This window comes from Bradyrhizobium sp. UFLA05-109, assembly GCF_054185165.1.
In genome coordinates, this window is the sequence record NZ_JBBIAR010000100.1 from 1 (window position 1) to 17,321 (window position 17,321).

Genomic DNA, 17,321 nt, shown 5'->3' on the forward strand with positions numbered 1-17,321 from the left:
GGTTGACGCGATCGCCGCCGACGTTGCGGATGAAATCGGCGAGGATCGAGAAGCTCGCGACCACGTTGAGCCGTTCCGCCGCTTGAAGCGGCGAGGCGATCAGCAAGGACGCAAGGACGAGGAGCAGGAGGCGGCGCATCGCAGATCAGGCCTCCAGATGCCGGCCGGGAAACATCTGCCGGACCAGCCCGCCGACGCTGCCAAACAGCACCGAGACGACGTAGAACGCGGTTGCCACCAGGATGATCGCCGGCCCCGAGGGAATCCGTGTCTGGAACGACAGCACGAGCCCGGCATAGCCCGACACCGCAGCGGCGATGACGGCGATAGAGATCATCGCAGTGAGGTCGCGCGACCAGAACCGGGCGATGCCCGCGGGCATGATCATCAGGCCGACCGCAAGCAGGGTGCCGAGCGCCTGAAAGCCGTTAACGAGGTTGATGACGACGAGGGCGAGGAAGGCGAGATGCGCGGGTCCCCCGGCGCGGCTGACGGTGCGTAGAAACAAGGGATCGACGCTTTCGATCACCAGCGGACGGTAGATCACCGCGAGCACCAGAAGCGTGATCGTGGCGTTGAAGGCGACCACCAGCAGCGTCTGGTCGTCCATGGCGAGGATGTTGCCGAACAGCACGTGCAACAGGTCGATATTGGTGCCCTTGATCGAGACGATGGTGACGCCAAGCGCGAGCGAAGCCAGATAAAAGGTCGCGAGCGAGGCGTCCTCCTTCAGGCCGGTCGAACGCGCAACGACACCGGCGAGGATGGCGACCGCAAAGCCCGCGATCAGGCCGCCGGCGGTCATCGCGAACAAATTGAGGCCGGAAAACAGGAAGCCGATCGCGGCGCCGGGGAGGATCGCATGCGCCATGGCATCGCCGACGAGGCTCATCCGCCGTAGCATCAGGAACACGCCGATCGGCGCACCCGCAAGCGACAGCGCGATCACGGCGGCGAGCGCGCGCCGCATGAACTCGAATTCGGTGAAGGGGCCGATCAGCGCGTCATACATCGTGCATCATGCCGCCTGCGAGCGTTCGTCATCGTCGGCGCAGGCCGCCGCGCTGTCGTCGAACGCTTCGCACATCCGCATCGCCACCATGAGATTTTCCGCCGTCAGCACCTCGGCGGTCGCACCCCATGCTACCGGACCACGCGCGAGCAGCAGCGTTTGCGGGAAATGACTGCGAACCATCTCCATGTCGTGGAGCGCGGCGAGCACGGTGCGGCCCTCGCCATGCCAGCGCGTCACCAGCGCGAGCAGATCGGCCGTGGTCTTGCTGTCGATGGCGTTGAAGGGCTCATCCAGCACGATCAGGCGCGCATCCTGGAGCAGCACGCGCGCGAACAGCACGCGCTGCATCTGCCCGCCGGAAAGCGTGCCGATCGGGCGGTTCTCGAAGCCGTTCAGCCCGACGGCCGCGATCGCGCCCAGGATCTTCTCGCGCGCGGCTTTGCCGATGCCACCGAACAGCCCGATGCCACGCCACAGGCCCGTGCCGACGAAATCGAACACCGAGATCGGGAAGCTGCGGTCGATATCGGCGGTCTGCGGCAGATAGGCGATATCGCGCTGATCGAGCCCACCGAGATGAATACTGCCTGCGAGCGGCTTGAGGATGCCGACGATACCGCGCAGCAGCGTCGACTTGCCAGCACCGTTCGGTCCGATCACCGCGACCAGCGCCCCAGGCGCGATCTCACCCTGGAGGTGGTGCACCGCCGGATGCCGGTCATAGCCGAGAGTGACGTTGTGGAAACCGAGCGCCGCCATGGTCACCTCATCGCCAAAAAGACCATGCCCCAGAGCACCGCGCAGACGGCGAGCGCCGCCGCGAGACGGCCCGCCAGGGTCATGCGCAGGATCGACCAGGGCGCGGCCTGGGCCGGATGAGGCGCCAAGGGATCGTGGACATGGGCGTGCGTATGGTCGTGCCCATGCGCATGCGCGTGGTCGTGGGAATGGTCATGATGCTGGGCGTGGGACGCGGCGGGAACCATCCGGGAACGTTATATTATAACATTACCCCTGTCCACGCCCCCTCGCCGGCATTCCGGGGCGGCCGACCGCCCGGCCATAGCCGATCAGGGTCCAGCTCACGACCATGGCGATGGTGGCGCCGAAATCGGCGCCGACCGCAAGCAGCGCGCTTGCCACCGGACAGGCAGCAAAAAAAGGCAGCCGCGTGAGGCGGCCGCCTTTTTTGATTTTGTCATTCCGGGGCGGCTCGAAAGCCGAACCCGGAATGACGTGACTAACTCACGCCTTGTCGAACAGCGACTCCACGTATTCCCAGTTCACGAGGTTCTCGACGAACGCCTTCAGATAGTCCGGACGGCGGTTGCGATAGTCGATGTAGTAGGAGTGCTCCCAGACGTCCACGCCGAGGATCGGGGTGGCGCCGTGCACCAGCGGATTCTCGCCGTTCGCCGTCTTGGAGATCTCGAGCTTGCCGTTCTTCACCGACAGCCAAGCCCAACCGGAGCCGAACTGGCCGACGCCCGCCGCCTGGAAGTCCGTCTTGAACTTCTCGAAGCCACCGAGGTCCTCGTTGATCTTCTTCTCGAGCTTGCCCGGCAGCTTGGTGCCGCCGCCATTGGGCTTCATCCAGCTCCAGAAGTGGATGTGGTTGTAGTGCTGGCCGGCATTGTTGAAGACCGCCGGGTTCTTCCCGAAGGAGCCCTTCACGATCTCCTCAAGGGACTTGCCTTCCCATTCGGTCCCCTTGAGCGCGTTGTTGCCGTTGGTGACGTAGGCCTGATGATGCTTGTCGTGGTGATATTCCAGCGTTTCCTTCGACATATACTGGCCGAGGGCGTCATAGGCGTAAGGGAGTGGGGGGAGCGTAAAGGTCATGGGTTCTTGTCCGCAACTGGGTGGGGAACGTGTTCTAACGGTCTCCCCTTATAGAAGGTTCCTGCGCCGTTAAATACCTTAGAATTTGCGAAACCGCATGGTGCGGACGGCATGGCCTGAATGCGCGAATTCAGCTCAGAACAAAAGGCGCGCGGGGCTGATGCAAAATATCATTGCCTTTGAAGCGTTTAAGAGAGAACGAATGCACCCTCGTGCGCAGTTAGCAAAGGCGGCCCCATGAGCATCGAGATCGACATTTTGAACGGCGAAGCCTCATGGCCGGTCGCCGAGCCGTTGTTCAAGGCAGTCTGGCCGCGCGATGCCGTCGAGAAGCGGCCCTGGCGCCACATCAAATGGGCCAATGCCGAGCTTCGCGTGTTGATCGAGGCGCCCGAGGGCGGACTTGCCTGTCATGTAGGCATCTACTTCCGCACCATCACCTGGAACGGCCGCAAGGTCCATATTGGTGGCATCGGCGGCGTCTGCACGCGCGAGGACTGCCGTGGACGCGGCTACGCGACGCTCGCAATCGATGCCGCCGTTCACACCATGCGCGCCAACGATGCGGTCCGCTTCGCGCTCCTGTTCTGCGAGCCGCATAATTTCGCGTTCTACCAGGCTCGTAACTGGCATCCTTTCACCGGCGATGTCTATTGCGAGCAGCCGGAGGGACGCGTCCGTTTCGACTGTACGGCGCCGTTCGTCTTCGACGTCGTCCGCGCGCCGCGCCTGGGCACCATCGACCTATGCGGCCTGCCGTGGTGAGCCCTGCGTGAACGGAGGGCTGGTGCCGATGATGCCCGGCTTATAATATGTCGCACATCATCTAATTTCATCCGGTGACGCATGACGATCGACGCCCCGATAGACGCCGCACCGTCGCGTGCTCCGGTGATGTCCCCCATTGCCAGCCTTTTGACTGCGCCGATCCTGCCGACACTGCTCAGGCTGGCGATCCCCAACATGATCGCGATGGTCGGCAGCACGCTGGTCGCGATCGCCGAGACCTCCTATATCGGCCGGCTCGGCACCATTCCGCTGGCCGCGATCGCGCTGGTGTTTCCCTTCGCCATGCTGACGCAGATGATGAGCGCGGGGGCAATGGGCGGCGGCGTGTCGTCCGCGATCAGCCGTGCGCTCGGCGCGGGCGACCGAAATCGCGCCGCGACGCTGGCGCTGCACGCCGCCATCATCGGCATTTGCGGCGGGCTGTTCTTCACCGTGATGATGCTGCTGTTCGGCCGCAGCTTCTTCACGCTGCTCGGCGGACGCGCAAACGTGCTGGAGGAAGCCTGCAACTATTCGCAGGTGCTGTTCTCCGGCGCGATCGCGATCTGGCTGGTCAACACGCTCGCCTCGGTGATCCGCGGCACCGGCGACATGCGCCTGCCCTCGATGACACTGATCGGCTCAAGCCTCGTGCAGGTCGCGGTCGGCGGCACACTCGGGCTCGGCCTGTTCGGCGTGCCGCAACTCGGCATGCGCGGCGTCGCCTCGGGCCAGCTCATCGCCTTTACGCTCGCGGCAGTCTTCTTCGTCTGGTATCTGCTCACGGGTCGCAGCCGCCTGCCACTGAATGTTGGCGCCTTCCGGTTCGAGCGCGGCATGTTCCTCGACATCCTGAAAGTCGGCGCGGTCGCCTGCCTGTCGCCGCTGCAAACCGTGCTCACTATCCTGATCTTCACGAAAATTCTCGCAAGCTTCGGTACCGAAATGCTCGCCGGCTACGGCATCGGCTCGCGGCTGGAATTCTTGCTGATCCCGATCACCTTCGCCTTCGGCATCGCCTCGGTGCCGATGGTCGGCATGGCGATCGGCGCCGGACAGTTGCAGCGCGCGCGACGAGTCGCCTGGACGGCGGCGGCAGCCGCAGGCCTCACCGTCGGCCTCATCGGCCTCGTCGTCGCGCTCGATCCGGCGCTGTGGGTCTCGCTCTTTACCCGCGATGCCGGCGTCACCGCCGCTGCACACAGCTATTTCCATTGGGCGGGGCCGGCCTTCGTGTTCTTCGGTGTCGGTGTGTCGCTTTATTTCTCATCGCAAGGTGCCGCGCGCGTCGGAGGTCCGGTGCTTGCGTCCACAGCGCGGCTCCTGATCGTTGCCGTCGGCGGCCTCGCGCTCACGACAGCTCAGGCGCCGGCCTGGACACTGTTCGCCCTGGTCGGCGGCGCCATGGCGGTGTTCGGGCTCAGCACGGCCGCCTCCGTCGCGCTGGCGCGCTGGGGCAAATGAACGCAGGAATGTGATGCAGCCGCGCGTTGCATGATGGCGATTTGCTGCTATGGAGACGCCTCCATTTTCGGGGCTCGCCATGATCCACAGATTCGCCGTTCTCGTCACCTGTCTGGCTGCGCTGTTGGGCGCGACCGCCGCACGCGCGCAGAGCGCGGATGCGAGCGGGACCTGGCTGACCCAGGCAGGCGATGCACGCATCAAGATCAGCAAATGCGGCGGCGGCGTCTGCGGCGTCATCGTCTGGCTGAAGGAGCCCTACGACACCGCGACCGGCCAGCCCGCCAGCGACAGCAAGAATCCAAATCCCGCGCTCGCCAGGCGTCCGCTGATCGGATTGCCGTTGTTCAGCGGCATGCAGCCGTCAGGCTCGAACAAATGGTCGGGCCAGATCTACAATGCCGATGACGGCAACGCCTATGCGAGCCACATCTCCGTCACCGGCACCGATACGCTCCGCGTCGAAGGCTGCGTGGGTGCCTTGTGCGGCGGCGAGACCTGGACACGGGTCGTCCGCTGAGCTGATCTCTCATGTCCCGGACGCGCTGCGGCACGCAGTGACGCTGCGCAGAGCCGGGACCCATATGCTTATGGACCCCGGCTCTGCAGCGCATCACTAACGTGCTGCGCTGCGTCCGGGGCACGAGAATGACCTTACGCCGTCGCCTTCAGCGCCGTTGCCGCGGACGCATAGCCGCCGCGCGCGCCGTCGATGAAGTGGACGTGGTCGCTGCGCAGCGCCGAAGGCGTGAAGCAAGTCATCATTGCCGCGTCCTGCCGGTGCAGCCCATAGCGCACGATGCCGCTCTTCGCCGCCGCTGCCAGTCGATCGCTCAGGTCACGCTCGAGCTCCGGCGTGCAGTCGAGGATCATGCGCAGGCCATCGTCATATTTGCGGAAGTCCGAGTTCTCGACGACCTGCTGCGTATAGGTCTTGGGCACGAAGCCGCCGACCTTGATGTCGAGGCGCACGATCATGTAGGCGAATAGGGTGTAGGCCAAAACACCGACGCGGCGCTTGAGGAGCGAACCGCCGCGCCTGGCGCGCGCCTCGTAGTCGAGCCCCTGCGGCGGCCATTTCAGCGGCGGACCCTGCGGCGGCACGGGACGGCCCGCATCCGGACTACGCTCGACGAGATGGATGACGTCCTCGATCACTTTCCGGAAGAGAAGCGCATCGGCGCCGCGCGCCGGCACCACCAGCACCGACAGGATGAGCCCGCGCGAGGCCGGAATCTCCTCGAACCGGCAGGACAGGCCGGACAGATCCGGCTGCGTGCCGTCGGGCGCCTCAAGAACCGCGAACTCGCCCCGCTTCATCGCAGCCTCGGCCCACCCCAACCCTCCGCCGGAGAACATCGCATAGGACAGGTTGGCCGACGGCCCGAAGCGCGCGACGCGCACGTCCAGGCCCGCGCTGCGAATCGCGCTGACCGGCACAAGCGCGACGCGCATTTTCAGATCGAGATCCTGCCTGACCCAGGTCGCCGTCGCGGCGAGCGCGGCGCGGGCGCGGTCGAGATCTTCGGGCGAAACTGCAAAGCTCGCGCCGTCGCCACCGAACACGAAAGGAAATTCCCGTCCCTGCAGCGCATTGGTGACGGCTGCGATCACCGCGGCACCGGCCACGTTGACCGCCTTGTAACGCTGCGCCGCAATCGCCTTGGTGGAATCGACGATGTCCGCCACCCCGATGGTCCAGTCATCAGGCAGCGGCGAATAGAGCGAGGGATCCATCAGGCTGGTGAAGCCGCGGAAGACGGGGATGCTGCCGTAGAAGGAGACGCCTGGTGTCATTGCCTGAGGCCGGGTGCGTTTCGCGCAATCAAGATACGAGACTGGGATCGATTGGGTTCACCGGACGGCGCACCCGTGGGATTCCCGATCATTGGCTGAAACAGACCCGGACAACAAGAGCGATGGCCCGCCGCTCAGATGTATTCAGCACGCGAGCTGCGAGGCAGAATGGATTTGATCTTCACGGCGATTGAAGCGGCGTACGCAAGCTAGTGCAGCTTTTCCCTCTCCGCCACCGAGGGCACGTGCACGTCATGGCAGCCGACGAGCCGGACGAATTGCTGCGGATACATTTCGTAGCCGTGATCGCCGGAATTCTGATGCGACATCGGCTGGTTCTTGGACTTGCGGTTGGTGACGCTCTCTTGAGATGACTGCGCTGATGCCCTGGGAAGGTTCGAAGCGGTCATGCATACTGCTCCCTGTCGTTTAGGGCAGATCGATTGACGTAACCGCAACCGATTGCAGAGCATCCTAGAACCAAATGCGCTGAAATGATATCGAGCGCGATCAACTCAATTTGTGGCGCGAGAGTTCCTTAAGCGGTATTTCCAGCGTCGATCGTGAACACCGTTCCCGTGACGTTGCGTCCGCCTTCGCCGAGCAGATACTCGACCATCCGCGCGACGTCCTCAGTCTGCGGCAAGCGGCGCAGTGCGCTGCGCCCCGCGATGCGCTTGCGGCCTTCGTCGGAGAGATTGTGTGTCAGCTCGGTATCGATGAAGCCGGGCGCGATCGCATTCACGGTGATGCCGAGCTTGCCGACCTCGCGCGCCAGCGAGCGCGTGAAACCGGTCGCGGCCGCCTTGGTCGCGCCATAGACCGACAGGCCGTTATAACCGGTCGTGGCGATGATCGAGGAGATGTTGATGATGCGACCTGCGCCGTCGGCCATCATGTGCCGCGCGACATATTTGGTGAGAATGATCGGCGACAGCACGTTGAGCTGCACCAGCGCTTCGATCTCGGAATTGTGCATGGTCGCGAGCAGGCCCTCGGTGCCGAGGCCGGCATTGTTGACGAGGCCATAGATCGCGCCGAACTCGTCGCGCACCAGCTTTGCGAAAGCCGGGATCGCGTCGATGACCGCGAGGTCGCAGGCGCGAAAATGCAGGCGCTTCTCCGACACGCGCACCGCGGCCGCGAGCTCTTCGGTCTCACGCCGCGCCACCGCGATCACGTTGTAACCGGCGCCCACCAGGCGCGTTGCGATCGCAAGGCCAATGCCGCGGCTGCCGCCGGTGACGAGGACATTATGCATCGGTGCGCGCCAGCTTTCCGGCCGGAGTGACGTCGAGGGTCTCGACGAAGCGGATCACCGCCGGCACTTTGTGTGAGGCGAGCTGCGCCCGGCACTGGTCCAGGATCTGCTCGCGGATCTCGTTCGCCCGCGCCGGATCGGTGCCGTCGCCAAGGATCACGTCGGCCACGACGATGCCGCCGGTGATCGGGCTCTTCCGCGATTTCGCGCGCGACATCCGCACGTCCGGATGACGGTTGATGACCGCCTCGATCTCCTCGGGATGAACCTTCAGCCCGCCGATGTTGATGATGCCACCGCGACGCCCGACGAAATAACAGCGGTCGCCGCGCAGCTCTATCATGTCGCCGGTGTCGACGAAGCCGTCGTCCTCGGCGAGCTTCGATGCATTGCGGCCGATATAGGCGTGCGCGGTGCGGTTGGAGCGGATGCGCAGCGAGCCGTCGACGATCTTCATCTCAACGCCGCTCGGATTCACGCCGATATAGGCGGCGGGAAAACCTTCGAGCCCGTCATTAACGGCAAAGCCGACGCCGGCTTCCGTCGAGGCATAGGCATGACCGATCGAGGAATTGGGGAACGCCGCCTTCAGGCCGTCGAGCACGGCCTGGTCGGCGATCTCGCCGGAGAGGCGGACATAGCGCGGCGCGAATTGCGCGGCCGAACCGCTCATCAGGAGCTTGCGCCAATGCGAGGGCGTCCCGGAAATGTGCGAGACACTGCGCGCGTTCAGACGCGCGACGTGGTCCGCGAGGACCTCATGTGCGTCCGACAGCACCATCGAGCCGCCGGAAAGGATCGCGCGCAGGAAGATTTGCAAGCCGCCATAGCGGCGGATGTCGTAGAAGGTCGCCCAGACCGGCGCGGGGCCGCGCGCAGGCGCCTCGGCCCGGATCGCGCCGGTCAGCGCTTCCAGCGTATGCGCTGCGATCTTCGGCACGCCAGAGGTGCCCGAGGTCAGCATCAGCCATTCGGTGGCGCGCTCGGATTCGGCAGGCGTAGTCGCGGTGAGCGGCAGTTGCGCGATCACGACGAGCGGGATCGCGCCGTCTCTCCAGAACTCCGGCTCGTCGGTGACGACTGCATCGATCTCCGCGTCAGCGATCAGCGCATCGAGATGCGCGGGATTGAGATCCGGCGGGCACAGCAGCATGCGACGGGCGATGCCGTCCAGCTCGATCATGGCAAGGCCGGATCTGAGCTGGTCGGACAATTTCAACAGCACCGACCGGCCGGACAACTCGCCAAGGCGGCCGCCCAGGACCGTCTGCGACAGCACGTCTGTCAGCGACACCAGATGGTGCGCATCCGACAGCGTGCGTCCCTTCAGCTCGGCGCTGAGATAGTCGCGGAGTGCAAAGATCTCACGCGGGAACATTTTCGTAGGCCCGCACGAAATCGCCGACGGTCGCCGGGAAGGCAGCGTCCTCGGAAATCGTGAAGGGATCGACGCCGAGCTCGTCCTCGAGGCGCGCGATCAGGATCGCGAAGGCGAGCGAGTCGAAACCCGTCTCATGCAGCGACAGGTCGTCCGTCAGCTCCGGCAGCGTGACGTTCTGCTCCTTGGCAATCTGCTTGATCACTTCAGTAATTTTTAACCTTACCGACATGGCTGCGCTCGCTTCGTGTTTGTTATCGTTTGATCGTCTTTGGCGGAATGCCCGCCTCCCGTTGCTCCGTGGTTTACCGGACAGAAGTAAATGGCTTCTTGGACAATTCAGATAAAATTGGACCTATCTCTGTTTTTGTAGCCCATTAGAGCCTGACAGAGCCATCAACAATTTGCACGTACGTCTCCCGGTCAACCGCGACATAGGTGCCGGACTTCGGCTCCATCACGTACAGCGGATCAGCGATCGCGCCGGGATCAAACCCCTCGCGCGCGAGCTGGCTCTTCTTCTGCTTGAAAGTCTCGGTCGCATCGAGCCCGGTCGAAATGCGGATGAAGACGGGGCGGGCGTAAGGAGGCAGGCGCGTGGCGAGATGACCCGCGAGTGCGGCCAGATCAAAGCCCTCGTTGACCACGATTGCGCTCATGCCGGCGCGGCCGTCGGTGCCGGGAATGCTGACGCCGTAAGTCGTTGCGTCGACCACGCCGGAGCAATCACGCACGGCGTCGTTGACCTCCGAGGTCGCAACGTTCTCGCCCTTCCAGCGGAAGGTGTCGCCGATGCGGTCGACGAAATGAAAGAAGCCCTTGTCATCCAGCTGCATCAGATCGCCGGTGCGGAACCAGGCATCGCCGTGAGCGAAGACATGGCGCAGGATCTTCTTCTCGGTCTCGCCGGCGTCGGTATAGCCCTCGAAACGGCCGCCGCCTTCATCGGCGGTGCCGATGCGGCCGATGGCTTCACCGGCCTCGCCGCGCGCGCAGGCCAGGCAAAGGCCGTCGGCATTGCGCAGGGGCACGCCGGCGTCGGGATCGAGCTTGACGATCGCCGCCGGGAAACGATGCGCAAGCAGCGGCGGGATGCGGCCGATTGCACCCGGTCTGCCCTCGACGTTGAACAGCGAGAAGTTGCCTTCGGTCGCCGCGTAGAATTCGAGGATGCGGGGAAGCGCAAAGCGCGCCTGGAAGTCCTCCCAGATGTCGCCGCGCAGGCCATTGCCGCAGACGAGCCGCAGGCGGTGGCGGTTCTCATACTCCGACGGCGGCGCTTTCAGGAGATATCGGCAGAGCTCGCCGATATACTGGAACAGCGTGCAGTCGTGGCGGACGATGTCGGACCAGAAATTCGTCGCCGAGAATTTGTCCGCGATCACCACCGAGCCGCCAGCGGCGAGCATGCTGCAGGGCGCGACGATGCCGCCGACGGAATGAAACAACGGCAGGCAATCGTAGAGCCGGTCCTGTGGCGTCGCGCCCATGAGCCCGGCAAACCAGAAGCCCCAGTTGAGGATGCGGCGATGGCTGATGCTGGCTGCCTTGGGCAGGCCCGTGGTGCCGGAGGTATAGATCAGTAGCGCGCGGTCATTGATGGTCACGCCGCCGTGCTCGTCCTGCGAGAGCGGGCCGTCGTCGAGCGCCGCCAGCGCCACATCGATCGAGCGCTCGCTGCGCGCATCGCCATGGGTCCAGATCTTTGCCGCCGAATTCAGGTGCTGCGTGGCGTCCGCAAGCGCCTCGGCGAGATCATGCGCGACGATGAGGTGGGACGGCTTCGCGACATCGATGCAATGCGCCAGCGACTGTCCAACCAGCTTGGTGTTGATCAGCGCGACGACGCCACCGATACGGCTGATGCCGAGCCAGGCGGCGACATAGTCGGCACCATTCGGCATGATCATACCGACGGTGTCGCCCTTCGCGAGGCCGACCGAGCGTGCCCAGCGCGCGTAGCGGTTGATACGTTTTGCGAGCTGATCGTAGCTGATCGTTTCGTCGTCCGTGAGGAGCGCCGCGCGGTCCGGCTGGCGTCTCGCCCAATCCTCGATGACATCGGCGAACAGCCGGCCCGGCAGCGTCTCGATGCGCGCGGTGAGTTCGATCGCCTTCAGCCAGATTTTCGAGGCCGAGGGCGCGCGCGTCGTTTTCGCCTGCTCGATGACGCCGGGGTTCATGTTGTTGATGTCTTTCGGCTGGTCACTCGTCTGTCAGTAGCTATAGACCGCGAGCCCTGACCAGGTGTTAAGAGCCAAGGTAAAAACAGGGTTAGTCCGCGATTAACTCTGGTCATCCTTTACCAAGCCGACGGGAACGGCGTGCGGGTCGGCGCGATTCTTGCGATATCGATTTCAGACATGCGGGCGAGCTGGTTCGCACCGATAATTTCCTCGCTTTGAGGCAAAAACAATGGTCACCAAGCGCAACTTCCTCCGCGCGGCCGCCTGTGCCCTCGCAGGCCTCGCCGCTCCCCGCGCCTTTGCCGTGGGAAATCCCTCCTATCCCTCGCGCAGCGTGAAATGGGTGGTTCCTTACGCACCTGGCGGCGCGACCGACGTGCTGTCGCGGTTGCTTTGCCAGCGCTTGTCCGAGCGGCTCGGCCAGACCTTCGTGGTCGAGAACAAGCCCGGCGCCGGCAGCAATATCGGCACGCAGGCGGTGATTGCTTCGGAACCGGACGGCTACACGCTGCTGCTGACCTCGACCGCGAACGCGATCAACGCGTCCTTCGATCCGGCGCTGCCCTATGATTTCGCCAAGTCCATCGCACCGGTTGCCGGCGTGGCGCGCATTCCGCTCGTGCTTGTCGTCAACAACGATCTGCCGGTGCGGACCGTTTCGGACTTCATCCTCTATGCCGGGGCAAATCCCGGCATGCTCTCGATCGCCTCCTCCGGCATCGGAACCTCGCTGCATCTGTCCGGCGAGCTGTTCAAGGCGCGTGCCCGCGTGCAGTTCACCCACGTTCCCTATCGCGGCTCGGCGCCCGGCCTGACCGACGTGATGACCGGCCAGGTGCACGGCATGTTCGACAACGTCACCTCGTCCTTCGAGCTGGTGCGCGCCGGCAAGCTGCGCGCACTCGGCGTCACGACACGTGAACGCTCCGACATCCTGCCCGACGTGCCGTCGATCGCGGATACGCTGCCGGATTACGAGACATCGTCCTTCTACGGCGTCGGCGCGCCGCAGGATACGCCACGCGAGATCATCGATCTGTTGAACCGCGAGATCGACGCGGCGCTGTCCGACAGCGAGATCAAGCGCCGCATCGCCCAGCTCGGCGCGATGGTGCTGCACGGCAATGCGGGCGAGTTCGGCAGCATGCTGACCGAAGAGACCGCGCGCTGGCGTGAGGTGGTGCAGTTGTCGGGAGTGAAGAAGGAGTAGCCGCGAGCCCGGCCCGCTCGGCAGCGGCTTGCGTCCGCGGCATCCACACCCGCAATCCCTAGCGGCTTGCCCTCGCCTCTCCCGCGCACGCATTGTCTCGCGCCATGGGCAACAAATCTCGCGAGCGAATCTACGGCGCGTCCGTTCGCGCGGCGGCGGAGCGGGCGGCAGCGGCGCGGAAAGAGGCCGACCGCCTCGCCTGCGAGGCCTGGAACAAGCGGATGCTGTCCTTTCAGGGGCCGGCCCAGCCGTCGCCGACGCTGGGCGATGCGCTGAACGCCGGCTATTGCTATCTCGAGGTGAAGTGCCTCGGCTGCGAGACGCACCAGACCGTGGCGCTCGACGTCATCAGGCGCCGGAAATCGACGCCGATCCACGAGCTGGAACGCTACATGCGCTGCCGACAATGCTCGGAGCTGTCAGGGTTTCCCTACAAGCGTAGTCATCTCGTGGCGCTGCGCACCACGAAGATCTCCGTGCGTGATCCTCGCTCGGAATGGTGGCCGGGCGAGCGGTGAACGCTGCACCGCACACATTGCGGCGCTCGGACGCGCTGACGATGGCGCTAGTAAGCCGGTTTATAACGCCGGCGCGGCTGCGGCTGGTCGGAGACGTAGTAGGGATTGACGTCGCAGGATGCGGAAAGGCCGGAGGCCGAGGCGCGGCACTGCTCCAGTGACGCGTACGAGCAATCGAACCAGTCGCTGCCGCCACCGCGGGGCCCTCCCGTGTAGACGTGCATGCATACCGGATAGCGCGGGTCGTAGCGCTGGGCGCTGGCAGGCGTTGCTGCCTGGAGCGTGGCGATGGCGATGATGGTCAGGAGCGGTATGCGCATCGGAAATTCCTCGAATCGGCAGCGACGGCGGGCGTCGCACAGGTCCGATATGGCATAGCGCGGCGGCGGAGGCGACTGCTCCGCAACATATACCTCTCCCGCTTGTGACGCACGATCGAAAGAGCAGACAGGCTGACCTCTCTTGACCTGCAGAAAGCGCATATCTGCGGGTCGTTCCTGTTCGACAAAGGTCGCAATCATCCCCCGCAGGATTCCGTTCGCAAGCCGGCGCGAAGGGACTAATCTTGCCGTTACAACGCCGGCCCCGAACCGCCGATGGCTCAGGGCATTCAACATATGGGCTAAAGGAAACGCACATTCGCGCACGGGCTCTCGGGCGCGACTCCGCATTCGCGAGGAGAAGATGCGCTGGCCAGTCGATGGTTTCAGGGCATGCAAGAGAGCTTCTCGTCTCCATTCATCCGCTACCCGATCGGCACCTCGCTGCTGATGGCGGGTATCCTTTTCGTCGGCCTCGTGGCCTATCCACTGCTGCCGGTTGCACCGCTGCCGCAGGTCGACTTTCCAACCATCCAGCTTTCCGCATCACTCCCCGGCGGCAGCCCGGAGACGATGGCCTCCTCGGTGGCGCAGCCGCTCGAGCGCCAGCTCGCGCAGATCCCCGGCATCGCGCAGATGACATCGACGAGCTCGCTCGGTTCGGCCTCGATCACCATCCAGTTCGATCTGAACCGTCAGATCGACGCCGCCGCCAACGACGTTCAGGCCGCCATCAACGCGGCGAGCGGCCAACTGCCCAAGAACCTGCCCTCGCCTCCCACCTATCGCAAGGTCAACCCGGCGGATTCGCCAATCATGATCCTGTCGGCGACGTCGGACACGCTGCCGCTGACCACCGTCAGCGACCGCACCGACGCCCAGCTTGCCCAGCAGATCAGCCAGATCTCCGGGGTCGCGCAGGTCTTCGTCGGCGGACAGCAGAAGCCGTCGGTGCGCGTCCAGGTCGATCCGGCAAAGCTCGTCGCCAAGGGCCTGTCGCTTGAGGACGTGCGCAGCCAGATCGCGATCACCACCACCGACAGTCCGAAGGGAAACATCGACGGCACGCGGCGCGCCTACACCATCTACGCCAACGACCAGCTGCTCGAAGCCTCGGCCTGGCAGGATGTGATCATTGCCTATCGCAATGGCGCTCCCTTGCGGATCCGCGACATCGGCGAGGCGGTAGCCGGACCTGAGGACATGAAGACCGCGGCGTGGGCCGACGGCAAACGGGGCGTATTCCTCGTCATCTTCAAGCAACCCGGCGCCAACGTCATCGACACCGTCGAACGCATCAAGGCACAACTGCCGCGGCTGGTGGCGGCGATCCCGCCGGCAATCGCCATCAAGATCATCAGCGATCGCACCATTACAATCCGCGACGCGGTCGAGGACGTGCAGATCACGCTCCTGATCACCATTGGGCTGGTGGTGATGGTGATCTTTCTCTTCCTGCGCAGCTTCTGGGCCACAATCATTCCGACCGTGACCGTTCCGCTGGCACTGCTGGGTGCCTGCTCGCTGATGTGGGTGTTCGGCTACTCACTGGACAACCTCTCCCTGATGGCGCTGACGATCGCGGTCGGGTTCGTGGTCGATGATGCGATCGTGATGCTCGAGAACATTACCCGCTACGTCGAGCACGGCGAGCGACCGCTGGCTGCTGCCTACAAGGGTGCGGCGGAGATCGGCTTCACCATCGTCTCGATCAGCATCTCGCTGATCGCCGTGCTGATCCCCCTGCTGCTCATGGGCGGCATCATCGGCCGGCTGTTCCGCGAGTTCGCGGTGACGCTCGCGATGGCGATCTTCGTCTCGCTGGTGGTGTCGCTCACGCTCACCCCGATGATGGCCTCGCGCTTCCTGCGCGCCGACCAGGAGGCGCGGCATGGACGGGTCTACCAGTGGAGCGAGCGGATGTTCGAGCGCCTGCTCGGCGCCTATGAGCGCGGGCTCGACGTCGCGCTGCGGCACAGCTTCATCACGCTCTGCATCTTCTTCGCGACGATTGCCCTGTCGGTCTACCTCTTCATCCTGATCCCGAAGGGATTCTTCCCGCAGCAGGACAACGGCTTCCTGACCGCAGTCTCCGAGATGCCGCAGGACATCTCGTTTGCGGAGATGAAACGGCGCCAGGAGGAGCTCAACGCGATCGTGCAGGCCGATCCAGCCGTCGATTCGATCGCGATGTTCATCGGCGGCGGCGGCACCGCACTGAATTCCGGGCGCATGTACATCACGTTGAAGCCGCGGGAGGAGCGTGACGTCAGCGCGCAGCAGATCATCGCGCGACTGCGGCCAAAGCTCGCCAAGATCGAGGGCGCCCGCCTCTATATGCAGGCCTCGCAGGACGTGCGTCTCGGCGGCCGCGCGACGCGCACCCAGTTCGAGTTCACGCTCCAGGACGCCAATCTTACGGAGCTGAACGCATGGGCGCCAAAGATCCTGGAAGCGATGAAGACGCTGCCGCAGCTTCGCGACGTCGCCACCGACCAGCAGACCGAAGGCACGACGCTTCAGCTCACCATCAACCGCGATACCGCAGCGCGCTACGGCATCCAGCCGCAGCTGATCGACGATACGCTCTATGACGCATTCGGCCAGCGCCAGGTCACACAGTATTTCACCCAGACCAACAGCTATCACGTGATCCTCGAGATCACCCCGGAGCTGCAGGGCAAATTGGATACGCTCGACAAGATCTACATCAGGTCGCCGCTGACGGGCGAGCAGGTGCCGCTTTCGGTATTCTGTAGCTGGACCAATGTGCCGGTGCGGCCGCTCGCGATCGCCCATCAGGGGCAGTTTCCGGCGGTGACGATCAGCTTCAACCTCGCCGAGGACGTGGCGCTCGGGCAGGCGACCGACGCGGTCTCGCAAGCCGTCAGCGAAATGCGCGCACCGCCGACACTGGCAACGAGCTTCCAGGGCACCGCGCAGGCGTTCCAGCAATCGCTCGGCACCGTGCCGCTGCTGATCCTGGCCGCGCTCGTCGTGGTCTACCTGATCCTGGGCGTGCTCTATGAGAGCTACATCCATCCCCTGACCATTCTCTCCACGCTGCCCTCGGCTGGCGTCGGCGCGATCGCCATCCTGATGATCTTCGGCTTCGACTTCAGCCTGATTGCCTTGATCGGAATCATCCTCCTGATCGGCATCGTCAAGAAGAACGGCATCATGATGGTGGATTTCGCGATCGCCGCCGAACGCGAGCAGCATTTGACGCCGGAACAGTCAATCCGCCAGGCGGCGCTGCTGCGCTTCCGCCCGATCATGATGACCACGATGGCGGCGCTGCTCGGCGGCGTGCCCTTGATGCTCGGCACCGGCACCGGCGCGGAGATCCGCCAGCCACTCGGCTATGCCATGGTCGGCGGCCTCCTGGTCAGCCAGGCTCTTACGCTGTTCACGACGCCAGTGGTCTATCTCTATCTCGACCGCTTCTCCAATCTGCTCTCACGCTGGATGGCGAAGAAGCCGAAGGCGCAGGCAGAGGCCGCGCACGACGAGCAGAAGGATGCGGCGGAGTGAGCTGTGCCACAGACTCCGTCATTGCGAG

At 64.4% G+C, this 17,321-nt stretch carries 17 protein-coding genes and 2 pseudogenes; 6 read left to right on the top strand and 13 right to left on the bottom strand.

Annotated elements, in window-relative coordinates:
* The 6 genes and pseudogenes from Q3C01_RS41520 to Q3C01_RS41545 form a co-directional block, all read right to left on the bottom strand.
* Positions 1-139: pseudogene (locus tag Q3C01_RS41520) on the bottom strand (metal ABC transporter substrate-binding protein); the annotation flags it as partial.
* 6 nt (positions 140-145) lie between these two features.
* The gene (locus Q3C01_RS41525; RefSeq protein ID WP_458151118.1) at positions 146-1,012 is read right to left on the bottom strand and encodes a metal ABC transporter permease; all 867 of its coding nucleotides are present in this window, start codon (positions 1,010-1,012) and stop codon (positions 146-148) included.
* 6 nt (positions 1,013-1,018) lie between these two features.
* On the bottom strand, positions 1,019-1,774 hold the full coding sequence (locus Q3C01_RS41530; RefSeq protein ID WP_458151119.1) for a metal ABC transporter ATP-binding protein: 756 nt from the start codon (positions 1,772-1,774) through the stop codon (positions 1,019-1,021).
* 2 nt (positions 1,775-1,776) lie between these two features.
* Positions 1,777-2,001: a hypothetical protein gene (locus Q3C01_RS41535; protein ID WP_458151120.1), complete on the bottom strand. Its 225-nt coding sequence runs from the start codon at positions 1,999-2,001 to the stop codon at positions 1,777-1,779.
* A gap of 64 nt (positions 2,002-2,065) precedes the next feature.
* A pseudogene (locus Q3C01_RS41540) lies at positions 2,066-2,173 on the bottom strand (permease); the annotation flags it as partial.
* Positions 2,174-2,260: 87 nt separating this feature from the next.
* A complete protein-coding gene (locus Q3C01_RS41545) occupies positions 2,261-2,857 on the bottom strand; it encodes a superoxide dismutase (protein ID WP_449381426.1) in 597 nt (198 codons plus the stop codon).
* A gap of 237 nt (positions 2,858-3,094) precedes the next feature.
* Here Q3C01_RS41545 and Q3C01_RS41550 point away from each other — a divergent pair, with 237 nt between their 5' ends.
* The 3 genes from Q3C01_RS41550 (at position 3,095) to Q3C01_RS41560 (ending at position 5,609) form a co-directional block, all read left to right on the top strand.
* Positions 3,095-3,622 (top strand): GNAT family N-acetyltransferase, encoded by a 528-nt coding sequence (locus Q3C01_RS41550; protein ID WP_458151121.1) that lies wholly within the window; start codon positions 3,095-3,097, stop codon positions 3,620-3,622.
* 81 nt (positions 3,623-3,703) lie between these two features.
* Positions 3,704-5,089, top strand: a complete 1,386-nt coding sequence (locus tag Q3C01_RS41555; RefSeq protein ID WP_458151122.1) for an MATE family efflux transporter — start codon at positions 3,704-3,706, stop codon at positions 5,087-5,089.
* A 79-nt stretch (positions 5,090-5,168) separates the two neighbouring features.
* Positions 5,169-5,609, top strand: coding sequence for a DUF2147 domain-containing protein (locus Q3C01_RS41560; RefSeq protein WP_458151123.1), 441 nt, complete (start codon positions 5,169-5,171; stop codon positions 5,607-5,609).
* 134 nt (positions 5,610-5,743) lie between these two features.
* Here the strand turns inward: Q3C01_RS41560 and Q3C01_RS41565 are convergent, their stop codons facing one another.
* The 6 genes from Q3C01_RS41565 to Q3C01_RS41590 all read right to left on the bottom strand — a co-directional run bounded on the left by Q3C01_RS41565 (position 5,744) and on the right by Q3C01_RS41590 (position 11,717).
* Positions 5,744-6,886, bottom strand: coding sequence for a DUF3095 domain-containing protein (locus tag Q3C01_RS41565; protein WP_458151124.1), 1,143 nt, complete (start codon positions 6,884-6,886; stop codon positions 5,744-5,746).
* Between the two features lie 209 nt (positions 6,887-7,095).
* Positions 7,096-7,296: a hypothetical protein gene (locus Q3C01_RS41570; protein ID WP_458151125.1), complete on the bottom strand. Its 201-nt coding sequence runs from the start codon at positions 7,294-7,296 to the stop codon at positions 7,096-7,098.
* Between the two features lie 128 nt (positions 7,297-7,424).
* A complete protein-coding gene (locus tag Q3C01_RS41575) occupies positions 7,425-8,147 on the bottom strand; it encodes an SDR family NAD(P)-dependent oxidoreductase (RefSeq protein ID WP_458151126.1) in 723 nt (240 codons plus the stop codon).
* The gene (locus Q3C01_RS41580; RefSeq protein ID WP_458151127.1) at positions 8,140-9,525 is read right to left on the bottom strand and encodes a class I adenylate-forming enzyme family protein; all 1,386 of its coding nucleotides are present in this window, start codon (positions 9,523-9,525) and stop codon (positions 8,140-8,142) included. Before Q3C01_RS41580 ends, Q3C01_RS41575 begins: the two co-directional genes overlap by 8 nt.
* The gene (locus tag Q3C01_RS41585) at positions 9,512-9,757 is read right to left on the bottom strand and encodes an acyl carrier protein (RefSeq protein WP_458151128.1); all 246 of its coding nucleotides are present in this window, start codon (positions 9,755-9,757) and stop codon (positions 9,512-9,514) included. Before Q3C01_RS41585 ends, Q3C01_RS41580 begins: the two co-directional genes overlap by 14 nt.
* A 145-nt stretch (positions 9,758-9,902) precedes the next feature.
* Positions 9,903-11,717, bottom strand: a complete 1,815-nt coding sequence (locus Q3C01_RS41590; protein WP_458151142.1) for a long-chain-acyl-CoA synthetase — start codon at positions 11,715-11,717, stop codon at positions 9,903-9,905.
* A 223-nt stretch (positions 11,718-11,940) separates the two neighbouring features.
* Between Q3C01_RS41590 and Q3C01_RS41595 the strand changes: the two genes are divergently transcribed.
* Positions 11,941-12,921, top strand: a complete 981-nt coding sequence (locus Q3C01_RS41595; protein WP_458151129.1) for a Bug family tripartite tricarboxylate transporter substrate binding protein — start codon at positions 11,941-11,943, stop codon at positions 12,919-12,921.
* Between the two features lie 104 nt (positions 12,922-13,025).
* Positions 13,026-13,439 carry a hypothetical protein gene (locus Q3C01_RS41600; protein WP_458151130.1) on the top strand — a complete coding sequence of 138 codons (414 nt, stop codon included), beginning with the start codon at positions 13,026-13,028 and terminating at the stop codon, positions 13,437-13,439.
* A gap of 47 nt (positions 13,440-13,486) precedes the next feature.
* Here Q3C01_RS41600 and Q3C01_RS41605 read toward each other — a convergent pair whose 3' ends face one another.
* Positions 13,487-13,759, bottom strand: coding sequence for a DUF3551 domain-containing protein (locus Q3C01_RS41605; protein WP_458151131.1), 273 nt, complete (start codon positions 13,757-13,759; stop codon positions 13,487-13,489).
* Positions 13,760-14,152: 393 nt separating this feature from the next.
* Between Q3C01_RS41605 and Q3C01_RS41610 the strand changes: the two genes are divergently transcribed.
* Positions 14,153-17,293 carry a multidrug efflux RND transporter permease subunit gene (locus Q3C01_RS41610; protein ID WP_458151132.1) on the top strand — a complete coding sequence of 1,047 codons (3,141 nt, stop codon included), beginning with the start codon at positions 14,153-14,155 and terminating at the stop codon, positions 17,291-17,293.
* Positions 17,294-17,321 lie beyond the last annotated feature (28 nt).

Bases quoted from the DNA above. Each gene is read 5' to 3' on its own strand.
- Q3C01_RS41525 (WP_458151118.1), bottom strand. From the start codon at position 1,012: ATGTATGACGCGCTGATCGGCCCCTTCACCGAATTCGAGTTCATGCGG.
- Q3C01_RS41530 (WP_458151119.1), bottom strand. From the start codon at position 1,774: ATGGCGGCGCTCGGTTTCCACAACGTCACTCTCGGCTATGACCGGCAT.
- Q3C01_RS41535 (WP_458151120.1), bottom strand. From the start codon at position 2,001: ATGGTTCCCGCCGCGTCCCACGCCCAGCATCATGACCATTCCCACGAC.
- Q3C01_RS41545 (WP_449381426.1), bottom strand. From the start codon at position 2,857: ATGACCTTTACGCTCCCCCCACTCCCTTACGCCTATGACGCCCTCGGC.
- Q3C01_RS41550 (WP_458151121.1), top strand. From the start codon at position 3,095: ATGAGCATCGAGATCGACATTTTGAACGGCGAAGCCTCATGGCCGGTC.
- Q3C01_RS41555 (WP_458151122.1), top strand. From the start codon at position 3,704: ATGACGATCGACGCCCCGATAGACGCCGCACCGTCGCGTGCTCCGGTG.
- Q3C01_RS41560 (WP_458151123.1), top strand. From the start codon at position 5,169: ATGATCCACAGATTCGCCGTTCTCGTCACCTGTCTGGCTGCGCTGTTG.
- Q3C01_RS41565 (WP_458151124.1), bottom strand. From the start codon at position 6,886: ATGACACCAGGCGTCTCCTTCTACGGCAGCATCCCCGTCTTCCGCGGC.
- Q3C01_RS41570 (WP_458151125.1), bottom strand. From the start codon at position 7,296: ATGACCGCTTCGAACCTTCCCAGGGCATCAGCGCAGTCATCTCAAGAG.
- Q3C01_RS41575 (WP_458151126.1), bottom strand. From the start codon at position 8,147: ATGCATAATGTCCTCGTCACCGGCGGCAGCCGCGGCATTGGCCTTGCG.
- Q3C01_RS41580 (WP_458151127.1), bottom strand. From the start codon at position 9,525: ATGTTCCCGCGTGAGATCTTTGCACTCCGCGACTATCTCAGCGCCGAG.
- Q3C01_RS41585 (WP_458151128.1), bottom strand. From the start codon at position 9,757: ATGTCGGTAAGGTTAAAAATTACTGAAGTGATCAAGCAGATTGCCAAG.
- Q3C01_RS41595 (WP_458151129.1), top strand. From the start codon at position 11,941: ATGGTCACCAAGCGCAACTTCCTCCGCGCGGCCGCCTGTGCCCTCGCA.
- Q3C01_RS41600 (WP_458151130.1), top strand. From the start codon at position 13,026: ATGGGCAACAAATCTCGCGAGCGAATCTACGGCGCGTCCGTTCGCGCG.
- Q3C01_RS41605 (WP_458151131.1), bottom strand. From the start codon at position 13,759: ATGCGCATACCGCTCCTGACCATCATCGCCATCGCCACGCTCCAGGCA.
- Q3C01_RS41610 (WP_458151132.1), top strand. From the start codon at position 14,153: ATGCAAGAGAGCTTCTCGTCTCCATTCATCCGCTACCCGATCGGCACC.